Source organism: Roseateles sp. P1_C6 (assembly GCF_056406315.1).
Genome location: NZ_JBFUAK010000003.1, coordinates 288,482 through 304,522 on the forward strand (window position 1 = coordinate 288,482; position 16,041 = coordinate 304,522).

The 16,041-nt window shown below is 66.4% G+C and carries 16 protein-coding genes and 1 tRNA gene; 7 read left to right on the forward strand and 10 right to left on the reverse strand.

Annotated elements, in window-relative coordinates:
* Nucleotides 1-3: 3 nt before the first annotated feature.
* The 6 genes from coaE to AC1D29_RS07350 all read right to left on the reverse strand — a co-directional run bounded on the left by coaE (nt 4) and on the right by AC1D29_RS07350 (nt 5,795).
* Nucleotides 4-609 (reverse strand): dephospho-CoA kinase, encoded by a 606-nt coding sequence (gene coaE, locus AC1D29_RS07325; protein WP_477895672.1) that lies wholly within the window; start codon nt 607-609, stop codon nt 4-6.
* A gap of 7 nt (nt 610-616) precedes the next feature.
* Nucleotides 617-1,552 carry a prepilin peptidase gene (locus AC1D29_RS07330; protein ID WP_477895674.1) on the reverse strand — a complete coding sequence of 312 codons (936 nt, stop codon included), beginning with the start codon at nt 1,550-1,552 and terminating at the stop codon, nt 617-619.
* Between the two features lie 90 nt (nt 1,553-1,642).
* Nucleotides 1,643-2,866: a type II secretion system F family protein gene (locus AC1D29_RS07335; protein WP_477895676.1), complete on the reverse strand. Its 1,224-nt coding sequence runs from the start codon at nt 2,864-2,866 to the stop codon at nt 1,643-1,645.
* A 20-nt stretch (nt 2,867-2,886) separates the two neighbouring features.
* Nucleotides 2,887-4,554 (reverse strand): type IV-A pilus assembly ATPase PilB, encoded by a 1,668-nt coding sequence (gene pilB, locus AC1D29_RS07340; RefSeq protein WP_477895678.1) that lies wholly within the window; start codon nt 4,552-4,554, stop codon nt 2,887-2,889.
* A gap of 202 nt (nt 4,555-4,756) precedes the next feature.
* A tRNA-Pro gene (locus tag AC1D29_RS07345) sits at nt 4,757-4,833 on the reverse strand.
* Nucleotides 4,834-4,865: 32 nt separating this feature from the next.
* Nucleotides 4,866-5,795 (reverse strand): polyprenyl synthetase family protein, encoded by a 930-nt coding sequence (locus tag AC1D29_RS07350; protein WP_477895680.1) that lies wholly within the window; start codon nt 5,793-5,795, stop codon nt 4,866-4,868.
* 368 nt (nt 5,796-6,163) lie between these two features.
* Between AC1D29_RS07350 and rplU the strand changes: the two genes are divergently transcribed.
* From rplU to proB, 4 genes are all read left to right on the forward strand, one after another.
* Entirely contained in the window at nt 6,164-6,475 is a 312-nt protein-coding gene (gene rplU, locus AC1D29_RS07355; RefSeq protein WP_477896209.1) for a 50S ribosomal protein L21, read from the forward strand.
* 37 nt (nt 6,476-6,512) lie between these two features.
* Nucleotides 6,513-6,776 carry a 50S ribosomal protein L27 gene (gene rpmA, locus AC1D29_RS07360; protein ID WP_477895682.1) on the forward strand — a complete coding sequence of 88 codons (264 nt, stop codon included), beginning with the start codon at nt 6,513-6,515 and terminating at the stop codon, nt 6,774-6,776.
* 142 nt (nt 6,777-6,918) lie between these two features.
* Complete coding sequence (gene obgE, locus AC1D29_RS07365; protein WP_477895684.1) at nt 6,919-7,983, forward strand: GTPase ObgE; 1,065 nt, start codon at nt 6,919-6,921, stop codon at nt 7,981-7,983.
* Nucleotides 7,980-9,095, forward strand: coding sequence for a glutamate 5-kinase (gene proB, locus AC1D29_RS07370; RefSeq protein ID WP_477895686.1), 1,116 nt, complete (start codon nt 7,980-7,982; stop codon nt 9,093-9,095). Before obgE ends, proB begins: the two co-directional genes overlap by 4 nt.
* Nucleotides 9,096-9,108: 13 nt before the next feature.
* On the opposite strand, the gene AC1D29_RS07375 is transcribed toward proB, so the two are convergent.
* Entirely contained in the window at nt 9,109-9,696 is a 588-nt protein-coding gene (locus AC1D29_RS07375) for an RNA pyrophosphohydrolase (protein WP_477895688.1), read from the reverse strand.
* A 140-nt stretch (nt 9,697-9,836) separates the two neighbouring features.
* Between AC1D29_RS07375 and AC1D29_RS07380 the strand changes: the two genes are divergently transcribed.
* The 3 genes from AC1D29_RS07380 (at nt 9,837) to AC1D29_RS07390 (ending at nt 14,401) form a co-directional block, all read left to right on the forward strand.
* A complete protein-coding gene (locus AC1D29_RS07380; RefSeq protein WP_477895690.1) occupies nt 9,837-11,582 on the forward strand; it encodes a proline--tRNA ligase in 1,746 nt (581 codons plus the stop codon).
* Nucleotides 11,579-12,181, forward strand: coding sequence for a lytic transglycosylase domain-containing protein (locus AC1D29_RS07385; RefSeq protein ID WP_477895692.1), 603 nt, complete (start codon nt 11,579-11,581; stop codon nt 12,179-12,181). The genes AC1D29_RS07380 and AC1D29_RS07385 overlap by 4 nt, the downstream gene beginning before the upstream one ends.
* An 84-nt stretch (nt 12,182-12,265) precedes the next feature.
* Complete coding sequence (locus AC1D29_RS07390) at nt 12,266-14,401, forward strand: M3 family metallopeptidase (protein WP_477895694.1); 2,136 nt, start codon at nt 12,266-12,268, stop codon at nt 14,399-14,401.
* 25 nt (nt 14,402-14,426) lie between these two features.
* Here the strand turns inward: AC1D29_RS07390 and AC1D29_RS07395 are convergent, their stop codons facing one another.
* From AC1D29_RS07395 to grxD, 3 genes are all read right to left on the reverse strand, one after another.
* A complete protein-coding gene (locus AC1D29_RS07395; protein WP_477895696.1) occupies nt 14,427-15,020 on the reverse strand; it encodes a hypothetical protein in 594 nt (197 codons plus the stop codon).
* Nucleotides 15,021-15,153: 133 nt separating this feature from the next.
* On the reverse strand, nt 15,154-15,714 hold the full coding sequence (locus AC1D29_RS07400) for a UbiX family flavin prenyltransferase (RefSeq protein ID WP_477895698.1): 561 nt from the start codon (nt 15,712-15,714) through the stop codon (nt 15,154-15,156).
* On the reverse strand, nt 15,711-16,025 hold the full coding sequence (grxD, locus tag AC1D29_RS07405) for a Grx4 family monothiol glutaredoxin (RefSeq protein ID WP_477895700.1): 315 nt from the start codon (nt 16,023-16,025) through the stop codon (nt 15,711-15,713). The genes AC1D29_RS07400 and grxD overlap by 4 nt, the downstream gene beginning before the upstream one ends.
* Nucleotides 16,026-16,041 lie beyond the last annotated feature (16 nt).

Genomic DNA, 16,041 nt, shown 5'->3' on the forward strand with positions numbered 1-16,041 from the left:
CAGTCAGGGCGCCGCGATTGTTTCACAGCCCCAGCGTGCGGCCAGGCTCATCACTTCGTTTCTGAGCGTGACAAGCGCAAGCCCATCGTTCAGCAGCACCGCATCGGCAGCGGCCCGCCGGGCCTCGCGCGTGGTCTGCGCGGCCAGTGCGCCGTCAACGCGCGCGCGCGACCAGCCGGGGCGCTGCAGAACACGCGCAATCTGGGTCTCGGCCGAGCAGTCCACGACGAGAACGCGCGCGACGCGCGCCCGCCAGCGCCCGGACTCGACCAGCAGCGGCACGTCGAAGACGACCAGGCCGGTGGTGGCAGCGTCGGCCTCGGTCAGGGCTTGAGCAGTGATCAGCGGATGCAGGATGGATTCGAGCCGGCGCTTGGCGCCCGCATCGGAGAAGGCGAGGGCGCGCATGCGGTCGCGGTCCAGTGCGCCGTCCGCCGCGATGAAGTCGGCGCCGAACTGCTGGGCGATGGCCGGCATGGCGGCGCCGCCCGGCAGCGTCAGTGCGCGTGAGATCGCGTCGGTGTCGACGATGGTGGCACCGGCCTCCCGCAGGAAACCCGCCACCGTGCTCTTGCCGCTGCCGATGCCGCCGGTCAGGCCGATGCGCATCTCGGCGTCAGGCCCAGCCCAGCCAGCCCAGCACGGTCTGCTGGCCGGCGAACAGCACCACCAGCCCGCCACCGGCCAGGAAGGGGCCGAAGGGCACGTAGCGGCCTTCTCGCAGGCCGGCGTTCATCTTCATGATGATGCCCACGACCGCGCCGATGGCCGAAGCACCGAGCACGATGGGCAGGATCATCTGCCAGCCCAGCCAGGCGCCCAGCGCCGCGAGCAGCTTGAAGTCGCCAAAGCCCATGCCCTCCTTGCCGGTGGCGAGCTTGAACAGCCAGTAGATGGACCACAGCGAGAGGTAGCCGGCGAGCGCCCCCATCAGCGCCTTGTCGAGCGGAATCGTCCAGCCCATCAGCGCCGCGATCAGGCCGGCCCACAGCAGCGGCTGGTTGATGGCGTCGGGCAGCAGCGTCGTGTCCCAGTCGATCATCGCCAGTGCGATCAGCGCGGCGACGAAGCCGCACCACAGCAGCGTGGTCGGCTGCGCGCCAAAGCGCCAGGACAGGGCCGCAAAGGCGAGACCGGTCACGGCTTCGATGATCGGATAGCGCTTGGAGATTGGCGCCTTGCAGGCCGCACATTTGCCACCCAGCCGCAGCCAGCCGATGACGGGCAGGTTCTCGTGCCAGCGCAGTTGGTGACCGCAGTGCGGGCAACGCGAGCGCGGCTTTGAAATGCCGAACGGCGGCAGCGCCTCGATCTTGGTGCCATAGGCGTCGACCGCCTTGGCGAGCTGGTCGGCCTCGGCCTGCGGCACGCCGGCGACGCGGGCCATGGCCGACGCATCGGTCAGCTGGGCCGCCGATTCGTGCAGCCATTGCCGCTCCAGCATCAGCGGGATGCGGTGGATGACGACGTTCAGGAAGCTGCCTATGCACAGGCCCAGGATGCCCAGCACCCAGGGAGAGAGCCAGATGGACCAGTCGATGGAAGAGAGCATGGCGGCGTTGCAGGTGGTCGACGTGCGGGCAGGAATCTACCCGCTTTGGGCTTAGGCGAGACGGTCGGCGCCTTGCGCCGACCGCGCGCTTCAGACCACGGTGCCGATCTTGAAGATGGGCAGGTACATCGCCACGACGATGCCGCCGATCAGCGTACCCAAAATGACGATGATGAAAGGCTCCATCAGGCTGGACAGGGCCTTGACCGCCTCGTCCACTTCGTCCTCATAGAACTCGGCGGCTTTGCCCAGCATGTGGTCCAGCGAGCCGGACTCCTCGCCGATGGAGGCCATCTGCAGCACCATCGTCGGGAAGATGCCCGTGGTCTGCATCGATGTCGTCAGCGCGGAACCGGTGGAGACGTCGCGCTGGATCTGCTCGGTGGCCTCCTGGAACACCGCGTTGCCCGAGGCGCCGCCTACCGAGTCCAGTGCCTCGACGAGGGGCACGCCGGCGGCGAACATCGTCGAAAGCGTGCGCGTCCAGCGTGCGACGGCGGACTTGTACAAGAGGTCGCCGAACACGGGAATCTTCAGCAGCAGACGGTCCATGCGTTTTTGCATCTTCACGGAGCGCTTCCAGCTCTGGATGAAGAAGTAAAGGCCACCGCCGATGGCGCCGAAGATGGCCCACCAGTAGCTGACGAAGAACTCCGACATCGCGATGACCATCAACGTCGGTGCGGGCAGGTCGGCGCCGAAGGACGTGAACACGTCCTTGAAGGCCGGCACGACGAAGATCATGATGACCGCGACGACGATGAAGGCGACGGTCAGCACGGCGATGGGGTAGGTCAGCGCGGACTTGATCTTGTTCTTGATCGCAACCGTCTTCTCCTGGTAGATCGCCAGGCGGTCCAGCAGCGCTTCCAGGATGCCGCCCGCTTCGCCGGCTTCGACGAGGTTGCAGTACAGCGCGTCGAAATACATCGGATGCTTGCGGAAGGCCGAGGACAGGCTGGTGCCGGTCTCGACGTCCTGGCGGATGTCGTTCAGCAGCCGGGTCAGGCGCGGGTTCGTCGAGCCTCGCGCGACGATGTCGAAGGACTGCAGCAATGGCACGCCGGCGCGCATCATCGTGGCGATCTGGCGCGTGAAGACGGCGATGTCCTTCTGCTTGATCGAGCTGCCGCCGCTGACGCGGCGCTTCTTGACCTTGTTGACGAGGATGCCCTGGCGACGCAGCGTCGCGCTGACCATGGCCTCGCCGCCGGCGCGCAGTTCGCCCCGGACGATCTTGCCGTTGCGGTCCTTGCCCTCCCACTCGAAGACGAACTCTTTGACGCCTTTTGCTGCGGCGGTGGCAGTGGCCATGCGCTCTCCTCGCGACTGATTTATTCGTTGGTGGCGGACAGGACTTCTTCCAGCGTCGTGATGCCGCCGCGCACCTTGATCAGGCCCGACTGACGCAGATCACGCACGCCTTCCTTCTTCGCCTGCTCGGCAATGTCCATCGCCGTGCCCTGGGCCAGGATGATGCGCTGGATTGCTTCGGTGATGGGCATCACCTGGTACAGACCCAGGCGCCCACGGTAGCCATTGGTGCAGTTGTTGCAGCCGACTGCACGGTAGGGCTTCCAGCTGCCATCGAAATCCTCTTCGACGAAGCCGGCCTTCAGCAGCGCATCGCGTGGATAGTCGGCCGGCTGTTTGCAGTTCTCGCACAGCCGGCGCACCAGGCGCTGCGCCGTGATCAGCAGCACGCTGGAGGCGATGTTGAATGGCGCGACGCCCATGTTCAACAGCCGGGTCAGCGTTTTGGGTGCGTCGTTGGTGTGCAGCGTCGACATGACCATGTGGCCGGTCTGTGCAGCCTTGATCGCGATGTCGGCCGTCTCCAGGTCGCGGATCTCGCCGACCATGATGATGTCCGGATCCTGGCGCAGGAAGGACTTCAGCGCGGCCGAGAAGTTCAGGCCGGCCTTGTCGTTGACGTTGACCTGGTTGATGCCGGGCAGGTTGATTTCGGCCGGGTCTTCGACCGTCGAGATGTTGACGCCCGGCTGGTTCAGGATGTTCAGGCAGGTGTAGAGCGACACCGTCTTGCCCGAACCCGTCGGGCCGGTCACAAGCACCATGCCGTAGGGCCGGTAGATGGCCGCAAGCAGGCGCTCCTTCTCGATCTTCTCGTAGCCCAGCGCATCGATCCCCAGCTTGGCCGACGACGAGTCCAGGATACGGATGACGATCTTCTCGCCGAACAGCGTGGGCAGCGTGCTGACGCGGAAGTCGATGGACTTGGATCCGAACTTCAGCTTCATGCGCCCGTCCTGGGGCACGCGCTTCTCGGCGATGTCCAGGCGCGAAATCACCTTGATGCGCGACGACAGCTTGTCCTTGATGGCGACGGGCGGCTGCGTGATCTCACGCAACTCGCCGTCGACGCGAAAACGCACGCGGTAGTGGAGTTCGTAGGGCTCGAAATGCAGGTCGGAGGCGCGCAGATTGATCGCGTCGACGAGCATCTTCTGCAGGAAGCGCACGACTGGCGCGTCCTCGACATCCGCGAGTTCGGCAGACTCCTGCTGCGGCGCCGCATCGTCCTCGGCGATGTCGAAGTCGAAGTCGCCACCGGCGATGGATTCCAGCGTCTCCGCCGCCGTTGCGCCGGCTGTGGCCAGCATCTTGGCCAGCTTGTCATGCTCGACGATGACCCACTCGGGCTGCAACTGGGTCGCGAACTTGATGCGCTCGATGACCTCCAGCTCCGTCGGGTCGGCGCCGCCGACGAAGAGCCGACTGCCGCGGCGGGACAGCGCGACGACCTGGTACTGTTGGGCCAGCTTCGCGTCAATGACGTTCTGCGGCATGCGCTGTGGGTCGACGGCGGACAGGTCCAGCAGCGGCAGCGCCAGCGCGCTGGACAAGGTGTGCGCTAGGTCGGTGGGCGACACCTGGCCGCTTGCGATCACCGCATTGACGAAGCTGGTCTTTTTCTCGCGCGCCTGCTTGACGAGATCTTCCGCGGCCTTGGGCTGCAGCTTGCCGGCATGCACAAGCATGCGCGCAACCCCGGACAGGGAAGACTGGAGCGGCTCTGCGAGCGTGGTTTCCACGAGCGATGGCGTCGATGACGGCAAGAGTGAAGTCCGTCGATTGTGCCAGTCATGGACTCGCCGCCAAGCGAGCGAATCCAAGGGATAACGGCAGGATTTCAGCGTAGCCGCGTGGCGGCTTACGGTCCCTCGTCCCGAGGGGAAGACTTGGTCGGGGTGAGAGGATTCGAACCTCCGGCCTCTACGTCCCGAACGTAGCGCTCTACCAGGCTAAGCTACACCCCGATGTCTTCTGTTGCGACGCTGTTCCCGAGAAATCAGGAGTGGCGCTCAACCGACTGAATTGCGAATTCTAGCAGAGATTCTGTCCACTTGTTGCGAGGTAGCAGCTGAAGCGAGTCGCTGGCGTGTCTCGCCTCGGCGCGTGCGGCTTCACGCGTGGACTCGAGCGCGCCTGTCGAGCGGACGATGGTGACGATCTCCTGCAGCCTCTCCAGCTCACCTTCCTCGATGGCATGGCGCAGCAGCGCGCGCTGCTCGGGCGTGGCGCGCTCCATCGCGATCAGCAGTGGCAGCGTGGTCTTGCCCTCTCGCAGGTCGTCGCCGATGTTCTTGCCCAGTTCGTGCGCATCACCCTCGTAGTCCAGCACATCGTCCACGAGCTGAAATGAGGTGCCGAGCGCCCGGCCGTAGGCCGCGCAGGCCTCTTCAACTTCTGGCGTCGCGTTCGCCAGCACGGCGCCGAGGCGGGCGCTGGCCTCGAACAGCTTGGCAGTCTTGAAGCGGATGACGCGCAGATAGCTCTCGACGCTGATGTCGGGATCGTGCATGTTCATCAGCTGCAGGACCTCGCCCTCTGCGATGACGTTGGTGGCTTCTGCCAGCACCTCCAGCACGCGCATGCGGTCGACGGAGACCATCATCTGGAAGGCGCGCGAATAGAGGAAGTCGCCGACCAGCACGCTGGCAGCGTTGCCAAACAGCGCATTGGCGGTGGGCTTGCCGCGGCGCAGGGACGACTCGTCGACGACGTCGTCATGCAGCAGCGTTGCCGTGTGGATGAATTCGACGACGGCAGCGAGCTCGAAGCGCGCCAGCCCTTCGAAGCCCAGCGCATTGGCGAACAGCAGGACGAGCTTGGGCCGCATGCGCTTGCCGCCAGCATGGACGATGTAGTGCGCGATCTGGTCGATCAGCGCGACGTCGGAACTCAGGCGTCGGGCGATGACTTCGTCGACCTGGGCCATTTCGGCGGCAAGCAGGGCGAGTGCCTCGGCAACTTGGGGTGGGGGCGAGGCTGAGTCGACGCTCACTCTGGACTCTCAAGCTAGGAATCCCCGGATTATAGAAACGGCTGACGCGCGCACCGCCGACCCGAGCGTTATGCGGGTCGGACGCTGGCGCAGCGCGCCTAGCCAAGCAGCGGGTTGCCATCCCCAGCTGACCGCGGGTATACTCGCGGGCTCTTCGCAATTCGTGCGTGCTGCGTACGTGCTGTGGAGAGACAACAAAACCGACAAAAAGGCCCGACGAGGGCGGCGGCGCGCGTGTGCAGACATGGGTGCCAAGCCGCTGGAGCCGGGTGAATGCACCTCCAGGGTGCGAAAGGAAGAACATGTACGCGGTCATCAAAACCGGCGGCAAGCAGTACAAGGTTGCTGCTGGCGAAAAGATCAAGGTCGAGTTGCTCGACGCGGAAGTCGGCGCTGAGGTCACCATCGACCAAGTGCTGGCAGTTGGCAGCGGTGACGGCCTGACGGTCGGCGCTCCGCTGGTCGCCGGCGCCACGGTCAGTGCCAAGGTCATCAGCCATGGCAAGCACGACAAGGTTCGCATCTTCAAGATGCGCCGTCGCAAGCACTACAAGAAGAGCCAAGGCCATCGCCAGAACTACACCGAGCTGGAAATCAGCGCGGTCAACGGCTGATCCCAGTCGTCTTTCGCTAATTTCTAGGAGCTAACTCATGGCACAGAAAAAAGGCGGCGGTTCCACACGGAACGGCCGCGATTCCAAGCCCAAAATGCTGGGCGTCAAGGCTTACGGTGGTGAACTGATCTCCGCTGGTTCCATCATCGTGCGTCAGCGTGGTACCAAGTTCCACCCCGGCGTGAATGTGGGCATCGGCAAGGACCACACGCTGTTCGCGCTGGTCGATGGCCATGTGTCGTTCGCCATCAAGGGCGAAAAGAACCGCCAGACCGTCATCATCACGCCGCTGGCGGCTTGATGACTGCGTGATCCGGGACGGGTCAACCGCCCGGACACACCCCCAAGCCCCGGCCTGCCGGGGCTTTTGTTTTTTGGAAAGTCCGCTGCGTTGAAACGCAACGGGCCTGCCGCAACCCAGCCAGTACGATGGCTGCTCCGCCATGAAATTCGTCGACGAAGCCACCATTGACATCGCAGCCGGTAACGGCGGCGCGGGCTGCGCGAGCTTTCGGCGCGAGAAGTTCATCCCCTTCGGCGGGCCCGACGGCGGCGATGGCGGCAAGGGCGGCAGCGTCTGGGCCGAGGCCGATCGCAACCTGAACACGCTGATCGACTACCGCTACGCGCGTCGCCACGAGGCGCGCAACGGCGAGGCCGGCCGCGGCTCCGACTGCTTCGGCGCGGCGGCCGATGACATCGTGTTGCGCGTGCCGGTCGGCACCATCATCACGGACCTCGAAACAGAGACCGTCATCGGTGAGCTGCTCGAGATGGGCCAGCGCATCCTGCTGGCCAAGGGCGGCGACGGCGGCTTCGGCAACCTGCATTTCAAGACTTCGACCAACCGTGCGCCGCGCCAGAAGACCCCCGGCTGGCCGGGCGAGGCGAAGAAACTGCGGTTGGAACTGCGCGTGCTGGCGGATGTGGGCCTGCTGGGCCAGCCCAACGCCGGCAAGTCGACGCTGATCACGGCGATCTCCAACGCCAAGCCCAAGATTGCTGACTACCCGTTCACGACGCTGCATCCCAACCTGGGTGTCGTGCGCGTCGCGCCCGAGAAGAGTTTCGTCGTCGCCGACATCCCCGGCCTTATCGAAGGCGCCGCGGAAGGCGCCGGCCTGGGCCACCAGTTCCTGCGCCATCTGCAGCGCACGCGTTTGCTGCTACACGTCGTCGACCTCGCACCGTTCGACCCCGAAGTCGATCCGGTCAAGGAAGCCAAGGCCATCGTCGCCGAGTTGAAGAAGTACGACGGCGAACTGCATGCCAAGCCGCGCTGGCTGGTGCTGAACAAGCTGGACATGGTTCCGGAAGACGAGCGCGCCGCGCGCGTGAAGGATTTCGTCAAGCGCTACCGCTGGAAGGGCCCGGTCTTCGAGATCTCGGCGCTGACCCGTCAAGGCTGCCAGCCGCTGATCCACGCCATCTACGACCACGTCGCTGCCGACCAGCGCGTGATCGAAGAACCCGACATCCGTTTCGAGTCCAAAGACCCCGCCGAATGAGCTTGCTGTCCAGCGCGCGCCGCATCGTTGTCAAAGTTGGTTCCAGCCTCGTCACCAACGAGGGCCGGGGCATTGATGCCGAAGCGATCGCGAACTGGAGCCGCCAGCTGGCAACGCTGGCGAAGGACGGCCGGGAGCTGATCATGGTGTCCAGCGGCGCCATCGCCGAGGGCATGAAGCGCCTTGGCTGGGCAACGCGCCCGAAAGAGCTGCATGAGCTTCAGGCGGCCGCCGCCGTCGGCCAGATGGGTCTGGCGCAGATGTACGAAAGCCAGCTCAGCGCACAAGGCCTGGCCAGTGCCCAGGTGCTGCTGACCCACGCCGACCTGGCCGACCGCGAGCGCTACCTCAATGCACGCTCGACGTTGCTGACGCTGCTGGCCCACCGCGTGTTGCCGGTCATCAACGAGAACGACACCGTCGTCAACGACGAGATCAAGTTCGGCGACAACGACACGCTGGGGGCGCTGGTCGCCAACCTTGTCGAGGCCGACGCCCTTGTCATCCTGACCGACCAGCGCGGCCTGTATTCGGCCGACCCGCGCAAGGACCCAGCTGCGCGCTTCATCGACACGGCGCAGGCCGGCGATCCCGAGCTGGAGCGCATGGCCGGTGGCGCGGGCACCAGCATCGGCCGCGGCGGCATGATCACCAAGATCCTCGCGGCCAAGCGTGCGGCCGGCAGTGGTGCGGGTACGGTCATCGCCTGGGGGCGCGAGCCCGATGTGCTTGTGCGCCTGGCGCGCGGCGAGGCCATCGGCACGGCGCTGCTGGCGGCAACGCCCAAGTTGGCGGCGCGCAAGCAGTGGATGGTGGACCACTTGCAGCTTCGCGGTGCGGTCAAGGTCGATGCCGGTGCGGTGACGAAGCTGCGCGACGACGGCAAGAGCTTGCTGCCCATCGGCGTGACTGACGTGCAGGGCGGGTTCCACCGCGGCGATGTCATCTCGGTGCAGACCGCCGAAGGCGTCGAACTGGCTCGGGGCCTGTCGAACTACTCAGCCGCGGAAGCGCGGCTGATTGCGCGCAAGCCGTCGTCGCAGTTCGAAGCGGTGCTCGGCTACGTGGCCGAGCCCGAGTTGATCCACCGGGACAATCTGGTGCTCCGCTAGGAGCGCCGCGGCCTCAGGTCTGCTCGCCGTCCGGTGGCACGGCGGTCTCCAGTGGCATCGGCCCGCTGCTGCGCCCATCCCGATGCGCCGGCCGCATGCCCGCGCGCAGATAGCGGTTGTGATGGTTGATGCGCGGCAGGTAGCGCGCCAGCTCCGTCAGCGCCATCTCGTAGACGCCGCGCTTGAATTCGATGACGGCTTCCAGCGGCACCCAGTATTCATTCCAACGCCAGGCGTCGAACTCGGGGTGGTCGGTGGCGCGCAGGTTCATGTCGCAGTCGCGGCCCACCATCTGCAGCAGGAACCAGATCTGTTTCTGGCCCTTGTAGTGGCCGCGTGCGTCGCGCCGGATGAAGTGCTCGGGCACCTCGTAGCGCAGCCAATCTCGCGTCCTCGCGATGATGCGCACATGCTCTGGGATGAGCCCCACCTCTTCGTGGAGCTCTCGGAACATCGCCTGCTCAGGCGTCTCGCCGTGTTTGATGCCCCCTTGCGGGAACTGCCACGAATGCGTCCGGATGCGTTTGCCCCAGAAGACTTCGTTGCGTTGGTTGAGCAGGATGATGCCGACGTTGGGGCGGAAGCCTTCACGGTCGAGCATAATCAACCTCAAATCTCTAGTTGGTTCGATTATTGCATCGGGCCGCGATTGCGGTAGCGCCCTCGCTAACCCGAAGATTTCTCCCTGTTTTGTCGTGACTTGGCCGGGTTTTCACCCGGCCTTCGCATTCCAGCCCGCCCATGAAAGCCTCCCAGTTCTTCATTTCCACCCTCAAGGAAGCGCCCGCGGACGCGGAGGTCGTCAGCCACAAGCTGATGATGCGCGCCGGCATGATCAAGCGCCTGGGCGCCGGCATTTACAACTACATGCCGATGGGGCTTCGCGTCATCCGCAAGGTCGAGAAGATCATCCGCGAGGAGATGGACGCGGCGGGCGCTGTGGAGTGCCTGATGCCCGTCATCCAGCCCGCCGAGCTGTGGCAGGAAACGGGCCGCTTCGACAAGATGGGCCCGGAGCTGCTGCGCGTGAAGGACCGCCATGGTCGCGACTTCATCGTCCAGCCGACGAGCGAAGAAGTCATCACCGACATCGCCCGCCAGGAGCTGCGCAGCTACCGCCAGCTGCCGAAAAATTTCTATCACATCCAGACCAAGTTCCGCGACGAGCGCCGCCCGCGCTTCGGCCTGATGCGCGGCCGCGAATTCACGATGAAGGATGCCTACTCCTTCGACCGTGACGTCGAGGCCGCCGGCCGCAGCTACGACAACATGTACGCGGCCTACGGCAAGATCTTCGACCGCTTCGGCCTGCAGTACCGCGCCGTCGCGGCGGACACCGGCGCCATCGGCGGTGACCGTTCGCACGAGTTCCAGGTCATCGCGGACACCGGCGAGGACGCCATCGTCTACTGCCCCACCAGCGACTACGCCGCCAACATGGAGCTGGCCGAAGCCGTCGCGCTGCTGCCCGCCCGCGGCGATGCGCTGCAGCCGCTGGCCAAGACGCCCACGCCGGGCAAGGCCACCTGCGCGGAAGTCGCGCTGCTGCTGGGCCTGCCGCTGTCGCAGACCGTCAAGTCGCTGGTGCTGGCCACCGATGAGCTGGACAAGGACGGCAACATCGCCAAGACCCAGGTCTGGCTGCTGCTGGTGCGTGGCGACCATGAGCTGAACGAAGTGAAGGCCGGCAAGGTCGAGGGCCTGAAGGGGGGCTTCCGCTTTGCGACGGCCGGCGAGATCGATGCGCACTTCGGCTGCAAGCCTGGCTACCTGGGCCCCATCGGCCTGAAGGCACCGCTGAAGATCGTCGCCGACCGCACCGTCGCGGTCATGAGCGACTTCGTCTGCGGTGCCAACGACGTGGATTGCCACTTCACCGGCGCGAACTGGGGCCGTGACCTGCCCGAGCCCGATGTCGTCGCCGACATCCGCAACATCGTCGCGGGCGACCCGTCGCCCGATGGCAAGGGCCTGCTCGCCATCCAGCGCGGCATCGAGGTGGGCCATGTGTTCTATCTCGGCACCAAGTACTCGGCCGCGATGAACGCGACCTTCCTCGACGAGAACGGCAAGCCCAAGCTGATGGAGATGGGCTGCTACGGCATCGGCGTCACACGCATCCTGGGTGCGGCCATCGAGCAGAACCACGACGCGCGCGGCATCATCTGGCCGGACGCGATCGCCCCGTTCACCGTCGTCATCTGCCCCATCGGCGCTGACCGCAGCGCTGACGTCAAGGCCGCGGCCGACAAGCTCTACGGCGAGCTGAAGGCGCTGGGTGTGGACGTGCTGCTGGACGACCGCGGCGAGCGCCCGGGTGCGATGTTCGCGGACTGGGAGCTGATCGGCATCCCGCACCGTGTCGTGCTGGGTGACCGCGGCCTGAAGGAGGGCCAGGTCGAGTACCAGGGCCGCCGCGACGAGGCCGCGACCAAGCTGGCCGTCGCCGACGTGGTGGGCCACTTGAAGGGCCTGCTCAAGCTTTGAAGCGCCGCCTTGCGGTACTGGGCCTGCTCGCGGCGCCGTTGGGCGCGCGGGCCGGCGCCCAGGTCGAGGAGCCGCTGGCCGACGCCGTGCGATCCGCGCTGGGCGCGGCCATCGCCCAGGGCGCACCGCCGCGGCCCAGGTTCGACCGCGACGATGCGCGCATGGCCTACCTGACCTGGCTGGGCACGATGAGCGAGCGCTTGAAGAAGCGCAAGGCCGAGACGCAGATCCGCATCGAGTTCCTGGAGACGGTCTGGTACGAGGCCAAGCGCGCGGGCCTGGAGCCCAGCCTGCTGCTGGGGCTCGTGCAGGTCGAGAGCGGCTTTCGCAAGTACGCCATCAGCACCGCCGGTGCGCGCGGCTACATGCAGGTCATGCCGTTCTGGGCCAAGCTGATCGGCGATGGCGATGCCGCGCGGCTCTTTCACATGCAGACCAACCTGCGGTTCGGCTGCGTGATCCTGCGCCACTACCTCGACATCGAGAAGGGCGACATGTACCTGGCGCTGGGCCGCTACAACGGCAGCCGCGGCCGGCCCGAGTACCCGCGCGCGGTGTTCGCGGCGCGCGGGCAGTGGCTGCTGCCGGGCGAGCGCTGAGCCCTGGGGCTTTCCCGCTGTGGCTTGTGGCAGGCGGGTGATGGGCCCGTTAGGCTGGCGTTCTCGTGCACAAGACACCGCGTCATGCTTGCCAAAAGCCGCTTTGCTCAGCTCCTGATCTGCACCCTGCTGGCCACCGGCGTGGCCTGGGCGCAACCCACCGACAACCCGCTGCTGACCACCAGCCCGCTGCCGCTGCGCTACCCGCAGTTCGACAAGCTGCGCGACGAGCATTTCGCGCCCGCGCTGGACCAGGGCATGGCCGAGCAACTGAGCGAGATCCAGGCCATCGCCGACAACACCGCGGCGCCCACCTTCGACAACACCATCGTTGCGTGGGAGAAGAGCGGCCGGCTGCTGTCGCGCGCGACGACGCTGCTGTTCAGCCTGATCGGCGCCGACGCCAACCCGGCCCGCCAGCAGCTGCAGACCGATTACGCCGCCAAGCTTGCCGCGCAGCGCGATGCGGTGCTGCTCAACCCGAAGTTGTTCGCCCGTGTCGAGGCGCTGTACGCCGCGCGTGACACGGCCGCGCCGACAGCTGAGGCCAAGCGCCTGATCGAGCGCTACCGCCGTGACATGGTGCGCGCCGGCGCGCGTCTGAACGACGAGCAGAAGACGCGCATGAAGGCCATCAACGCCGAGATGGCGACACTGGGCGCGCGCTTCAACAAGGCGGTGCTGGCGGAGGTCAACGACTCGGCCGTCGTCGTCGACAGCGCCGAGGAACTGGCCGGCCTGACCACCGCGCAGATCGCTGCCGCCGCCGACGTGGCCAAGAAGCGCGGCCTGGATGGCAAGTACGTCATCGCGCTGCTGAACACGACCATCCAGCCCTTCGAGACCCAGCTGCAGAACCGCGCGCTGCGCGAGCGCCTGCACCGCGCGTCGGTCGCCCGCGGTGCGCGCGGCAACGAGTTCGACACGCGCGCCATCGTCGCCCGCGTGATGACGCTGCGCCAGGAGCGCGCGGCGCTGCTGGGCTACGCGACGCCGGCGGCCTATGTGCTGGAGGAAGAGACCGCCAAGTCCGCCGACACCGTGAACGCGCTGCTGCGCAAGCTGGCGCCCGCCGCCGTGGCCTCGGCCCGGCAGGAGGCCGCCGAGCTGCAGAAGCTCATCGACAGCGACCAGGCCGCCAGGAAGCAGCCGAGCTTTGCGTTGCAGGCCTGGGACTGGAGCTACTACGCCGAGAAGCTGCGCGCAGCCAGGTACGGCTTCGACGAGAGCCAGCTCAAGCCCTATCTGGAGATCACCAGCGTGCTGGAGCGCGGCGTGTTCTTCGCGGCCAACCAGCTGTATGGCATCAGCTTCAAGCGCCGCACGGACCTGCCGGTCTACCGCGACGACGTGCGCGTCTACGACGTGTTCGACACCGACGGCAAGCAACTCGCCATCTTCATCGCCGACCTGTACGCCCGCCCCAGCAAGCGCGGCGGCGCCTGGATGAATGCCTACGTGGGCCAGAACCCGCTGGAGGGCACGCAGCCCGTCGTGGCCAACCACCTCAACATCCCCAAGCCGCCGGCCGGCGAGGCGACGCTGCTGACCTGGGACGAGGTCAACACGCTGTTCCACGAGTTCGGCCATGCGCTACACGGCATGTTCAACAAGGTGGCCTACCCCAGCCTCTCCCGCGTGCCGCGCGATTTCGTCGAATACCCGTCGCAGGTCAACGAGGTCTGGGCCGACTGGCCCAGCGTGCTGGCGAACTACGCGCGCCACTACAAGACCGGCGAGCCCATGCCGCGCGAACTGCTGGACAAGGTCGAGCGCGCGAAACGCTTCAACCAGGGCTACACGACGCTGTCCTATCTCAGCTCGGCCATCCTGGACCAGCGGCTGCACCAACTCAAGCCCGGCCAGATGCCGGCCGCCGAGGGCGTCATGGACTTCGAGGCCAAGGTGCTGAAGGAGGAGGGCGTGGACCTGGGCCCCGTGCCGCCGCGCTATCGCACGCCGTACTTCAGCCACATGATGGGCGGCTACTCGGCCGGCTACTACGCCTACATCTGGAGCGAGGTGCTGGATGCGGACACGGTGGAATGGCTGAAGGCCAACGGCGGCCTCAAGCGTGCCAACGGTGACAAGCTGCGCGCCGAGCTGCTGTCACGCGGCGGCAGCGAGGACGCGATGGTCTTGTTCCGCAACCTGGTGGGCCATGAGCCCGACATCCAGCCGCTGCTGGCGCGGCGTGGGTTGGTGGTGCAGAAGCCTTGATGCTGCCCACCGAGGCGCGCGCCGGTCAGGCGTTCGCCGTGAGCGAGCCAGGGTAGGTCAGCGAACTCGACGTCGCCGAGACCGAGAACACGACGCTGGTCGTGCCCGTCTGCTGCATCAGCGACGTGTACAGCGACATGACGCCGCCGGCCGTCTTGGCCAGCTTGGCCGCTTGCGAGATGGCGGCGCTCTGCTGGATCGTTGCCGACAGCTTCAGCGCGTCACGCGCCTGGCTTGCGATGCGGGTGGCAAAGCTGGGTCGGCTGGTGTCCGCGCTCAGGAACGCCTTTGTGGCCGCCTTGTCGCCGTCGGCGCCCTTGACGTCCACGCTGCCGTCGCTCTTGACGGAAAACTCGACGACGCCCGTCAGCTTGACGCCCGCCTTGGCCATGGCCGCGCGCAGGTCGGTGGCAAGCGTCTTCTGGCCACCTTCCAGGCTCTGGATGGCCGACACCGCCTTGGCCGTGCCGGCTGCCCGCTGCAGCGCCGCCTGCGGTATCGGCTGGGTTTTGGCCTTGTCGGTCGTGGCCTTGCCCGCCGCATTGCCGGTCTTGGCCGAGGTGTCGAGGCCTTGCGTTGACAGGTAGCTGAGCAGGGAGCTGTTGAGGCCGGAAACCATCGCGCGTCCAGGGAGCCAGTTCGTGCTGCCATCTTGCAGGTCGCGCATGCGCGGCCAAGCGCGCAGCAAGGCCCGAATCCCCGGGCTTCTTGGCGTTGACGGGACGGGACGAGCCCGTCCGTGACGCAGGGGCCTACAGCCCCGTCCAGGTCTTGGGCTGCGCGGTCGGGATGCCGACCAGTTCCAGCACGCGCTCGACGGTCTCGTTGACCATCTCTTCAATGGTCTTGGGGTGGTGATAGAAGGCCGGCAGCGGCGGGAAGCAGATGCCGCCCATCTCGGTCACCGCCACCATGTTGCGCAGGTGAGCCAGGTTCAACGGCGTCTCGCGCACCATCAAAATGAGCCGGCGGCGCTCCTTCAGCGTGACGTCGGCAGCGCGCGTCAGCAGGTTGTCGCCCAGGCCGTGGGCGATCGCGGCCAGCGACTTCATGGAGCAGGGCGCCACGACCATGGCGGCCGTGGTGAAGCTGCCGCTGGCGATGCAGGCGCCGATGTCGCCGGGCGAGTAGGCGTGGTCGGCTTCCGCTTCCAGCTTGGCGCGGTCCAGCCCCAGCTCGTGGTGGGCGTTCAGGATGCCGGCGGGCGTGGCGATCAGGTGCGTCTGCACGCCCAAGTCGCGCGCGCGGCGCAGAAGACGCAGGGCGTAGGCCGCGCCCGTTGCCCCCGTCAGCCCGACGACCAGGCGGGTCACGCGGTCGCCAGGACCTGTTGCAGCTCACCCGACTCGTACATCTCCATCATGATGTCCGAGCCACCGACGAACTCGCCGCCGATGTAGAGCTGCGGGATGGTGGGCCAGTTGGCGTAGTCCTTGATGCCCTGGCGCACGGCCTCGTCTTCCAGCACGTTGAAGGTCTTCAGGTCCGTCACGCCGGAGGCCTTCAGGATCTGGATGGCGCGGCCGGAGAAACCGCACATCGGGAACTGGGCGGTGCCCTTCATGAAGAGCACGACCCGGTTGGACTTGACCAGGTCGTCAATGCGTTGCTGAACGTCGCTCATGGCAGTTCTCGTCAAA

Coding starts and splice junctions, on each gene's coding strand:
- obgE (WP_477895684.1), top strand. CDS start 6,919: ATGAAATTCGTCGACGAAGCCACCATTGACATCGCAGCCGGTAACGGC.
- AC1D29_RS07330 (WP_477895674.1), bottom strand. CDS start 1,552: ATGCTCTCTTCCATCGACTGGTCCATCTGGCTCTCTCCCTGGGTGCTG.
- grxD (WP_477895700.1), bottom strand. CDS start 16,025: ATGAGCGACGTTCAGCAACGCATTGACGACCTGGTCAAGTCCAACCGG.
- AC1D29_RS07350 (WP_477895680.1), bottom strand. CDS start 5,795: ATGGCCCAGGTCGACGAAGTCATCGCCCGACGCCTGAGTTCCGACGTC.
- coaE (WP_477895672.1), bottom strand. CDS start 609: ATGCGCATCGGCCTGACCGGCGGCATCGGCAGCGGCAAGAGCACGGTG.
- AC1D29_RS07335 (WP_477895676.1), bottom strand. CDS start 2,866: ATGGCCACTGCCACCGCCGCAGCAAAAGGCGTCAAAGAGTTCGTCTTC.
- AC1D29_RS07395 (WP_477895696.1), bottom strand. CDS start 15,020: ATGGTTTCCGGCCTCAACAGCTCCCTGCTCAGCTACCTGTCAACGCAA.
- AC1D29_RS07375 (WP_477895688.1), bottom strand. CDS start 9,696: ATGCTCGACCGTGAAGGCTTCCGCCCCAACGTCGGCATCATCCTGCTC.
- AC1D29_RS07380 (WP_477895690.1), top strand. CDS start 9,837: ATGAAAGCCTCCCAGTTCTTCATTTCCACCCTCAAGGAAGCGCCCGCG.
- proB (WP_477895686.1), top strand. CDS start 7,980: ATGAGCTTGCTGTCCAGCGCGCGCCGCATCGTTGTCAAAGTTGGTTCC.
- AC1D29_RS07390 (WP_477895694.1), top strand. CDS start 12,266: ATGCTTGCCAAAAGCCGCTTTGCTCAGCTCCTGATCTGCACCCTGCTG.
- pilB (WP_477895678.1), bottom strand. CDS start 4,554: ATGCTTGTGCATGCCGGCAAGCTGCAGCCCAAGGCCGCGGAAGATCTC.
- rpmA (WP_477895682.1), top strand. CDS start 6,513: ATGGCACAGAAAAAAGGCGGCGGTTCCACACGGAACGGCCGCGATTCC.
- rplU (WP_477896209.1), top strand. CDS start 6,164: ATGTACGCGGTCATCAAAACCGGCGGCAAGCAGTACAAGGTTGCTGCT.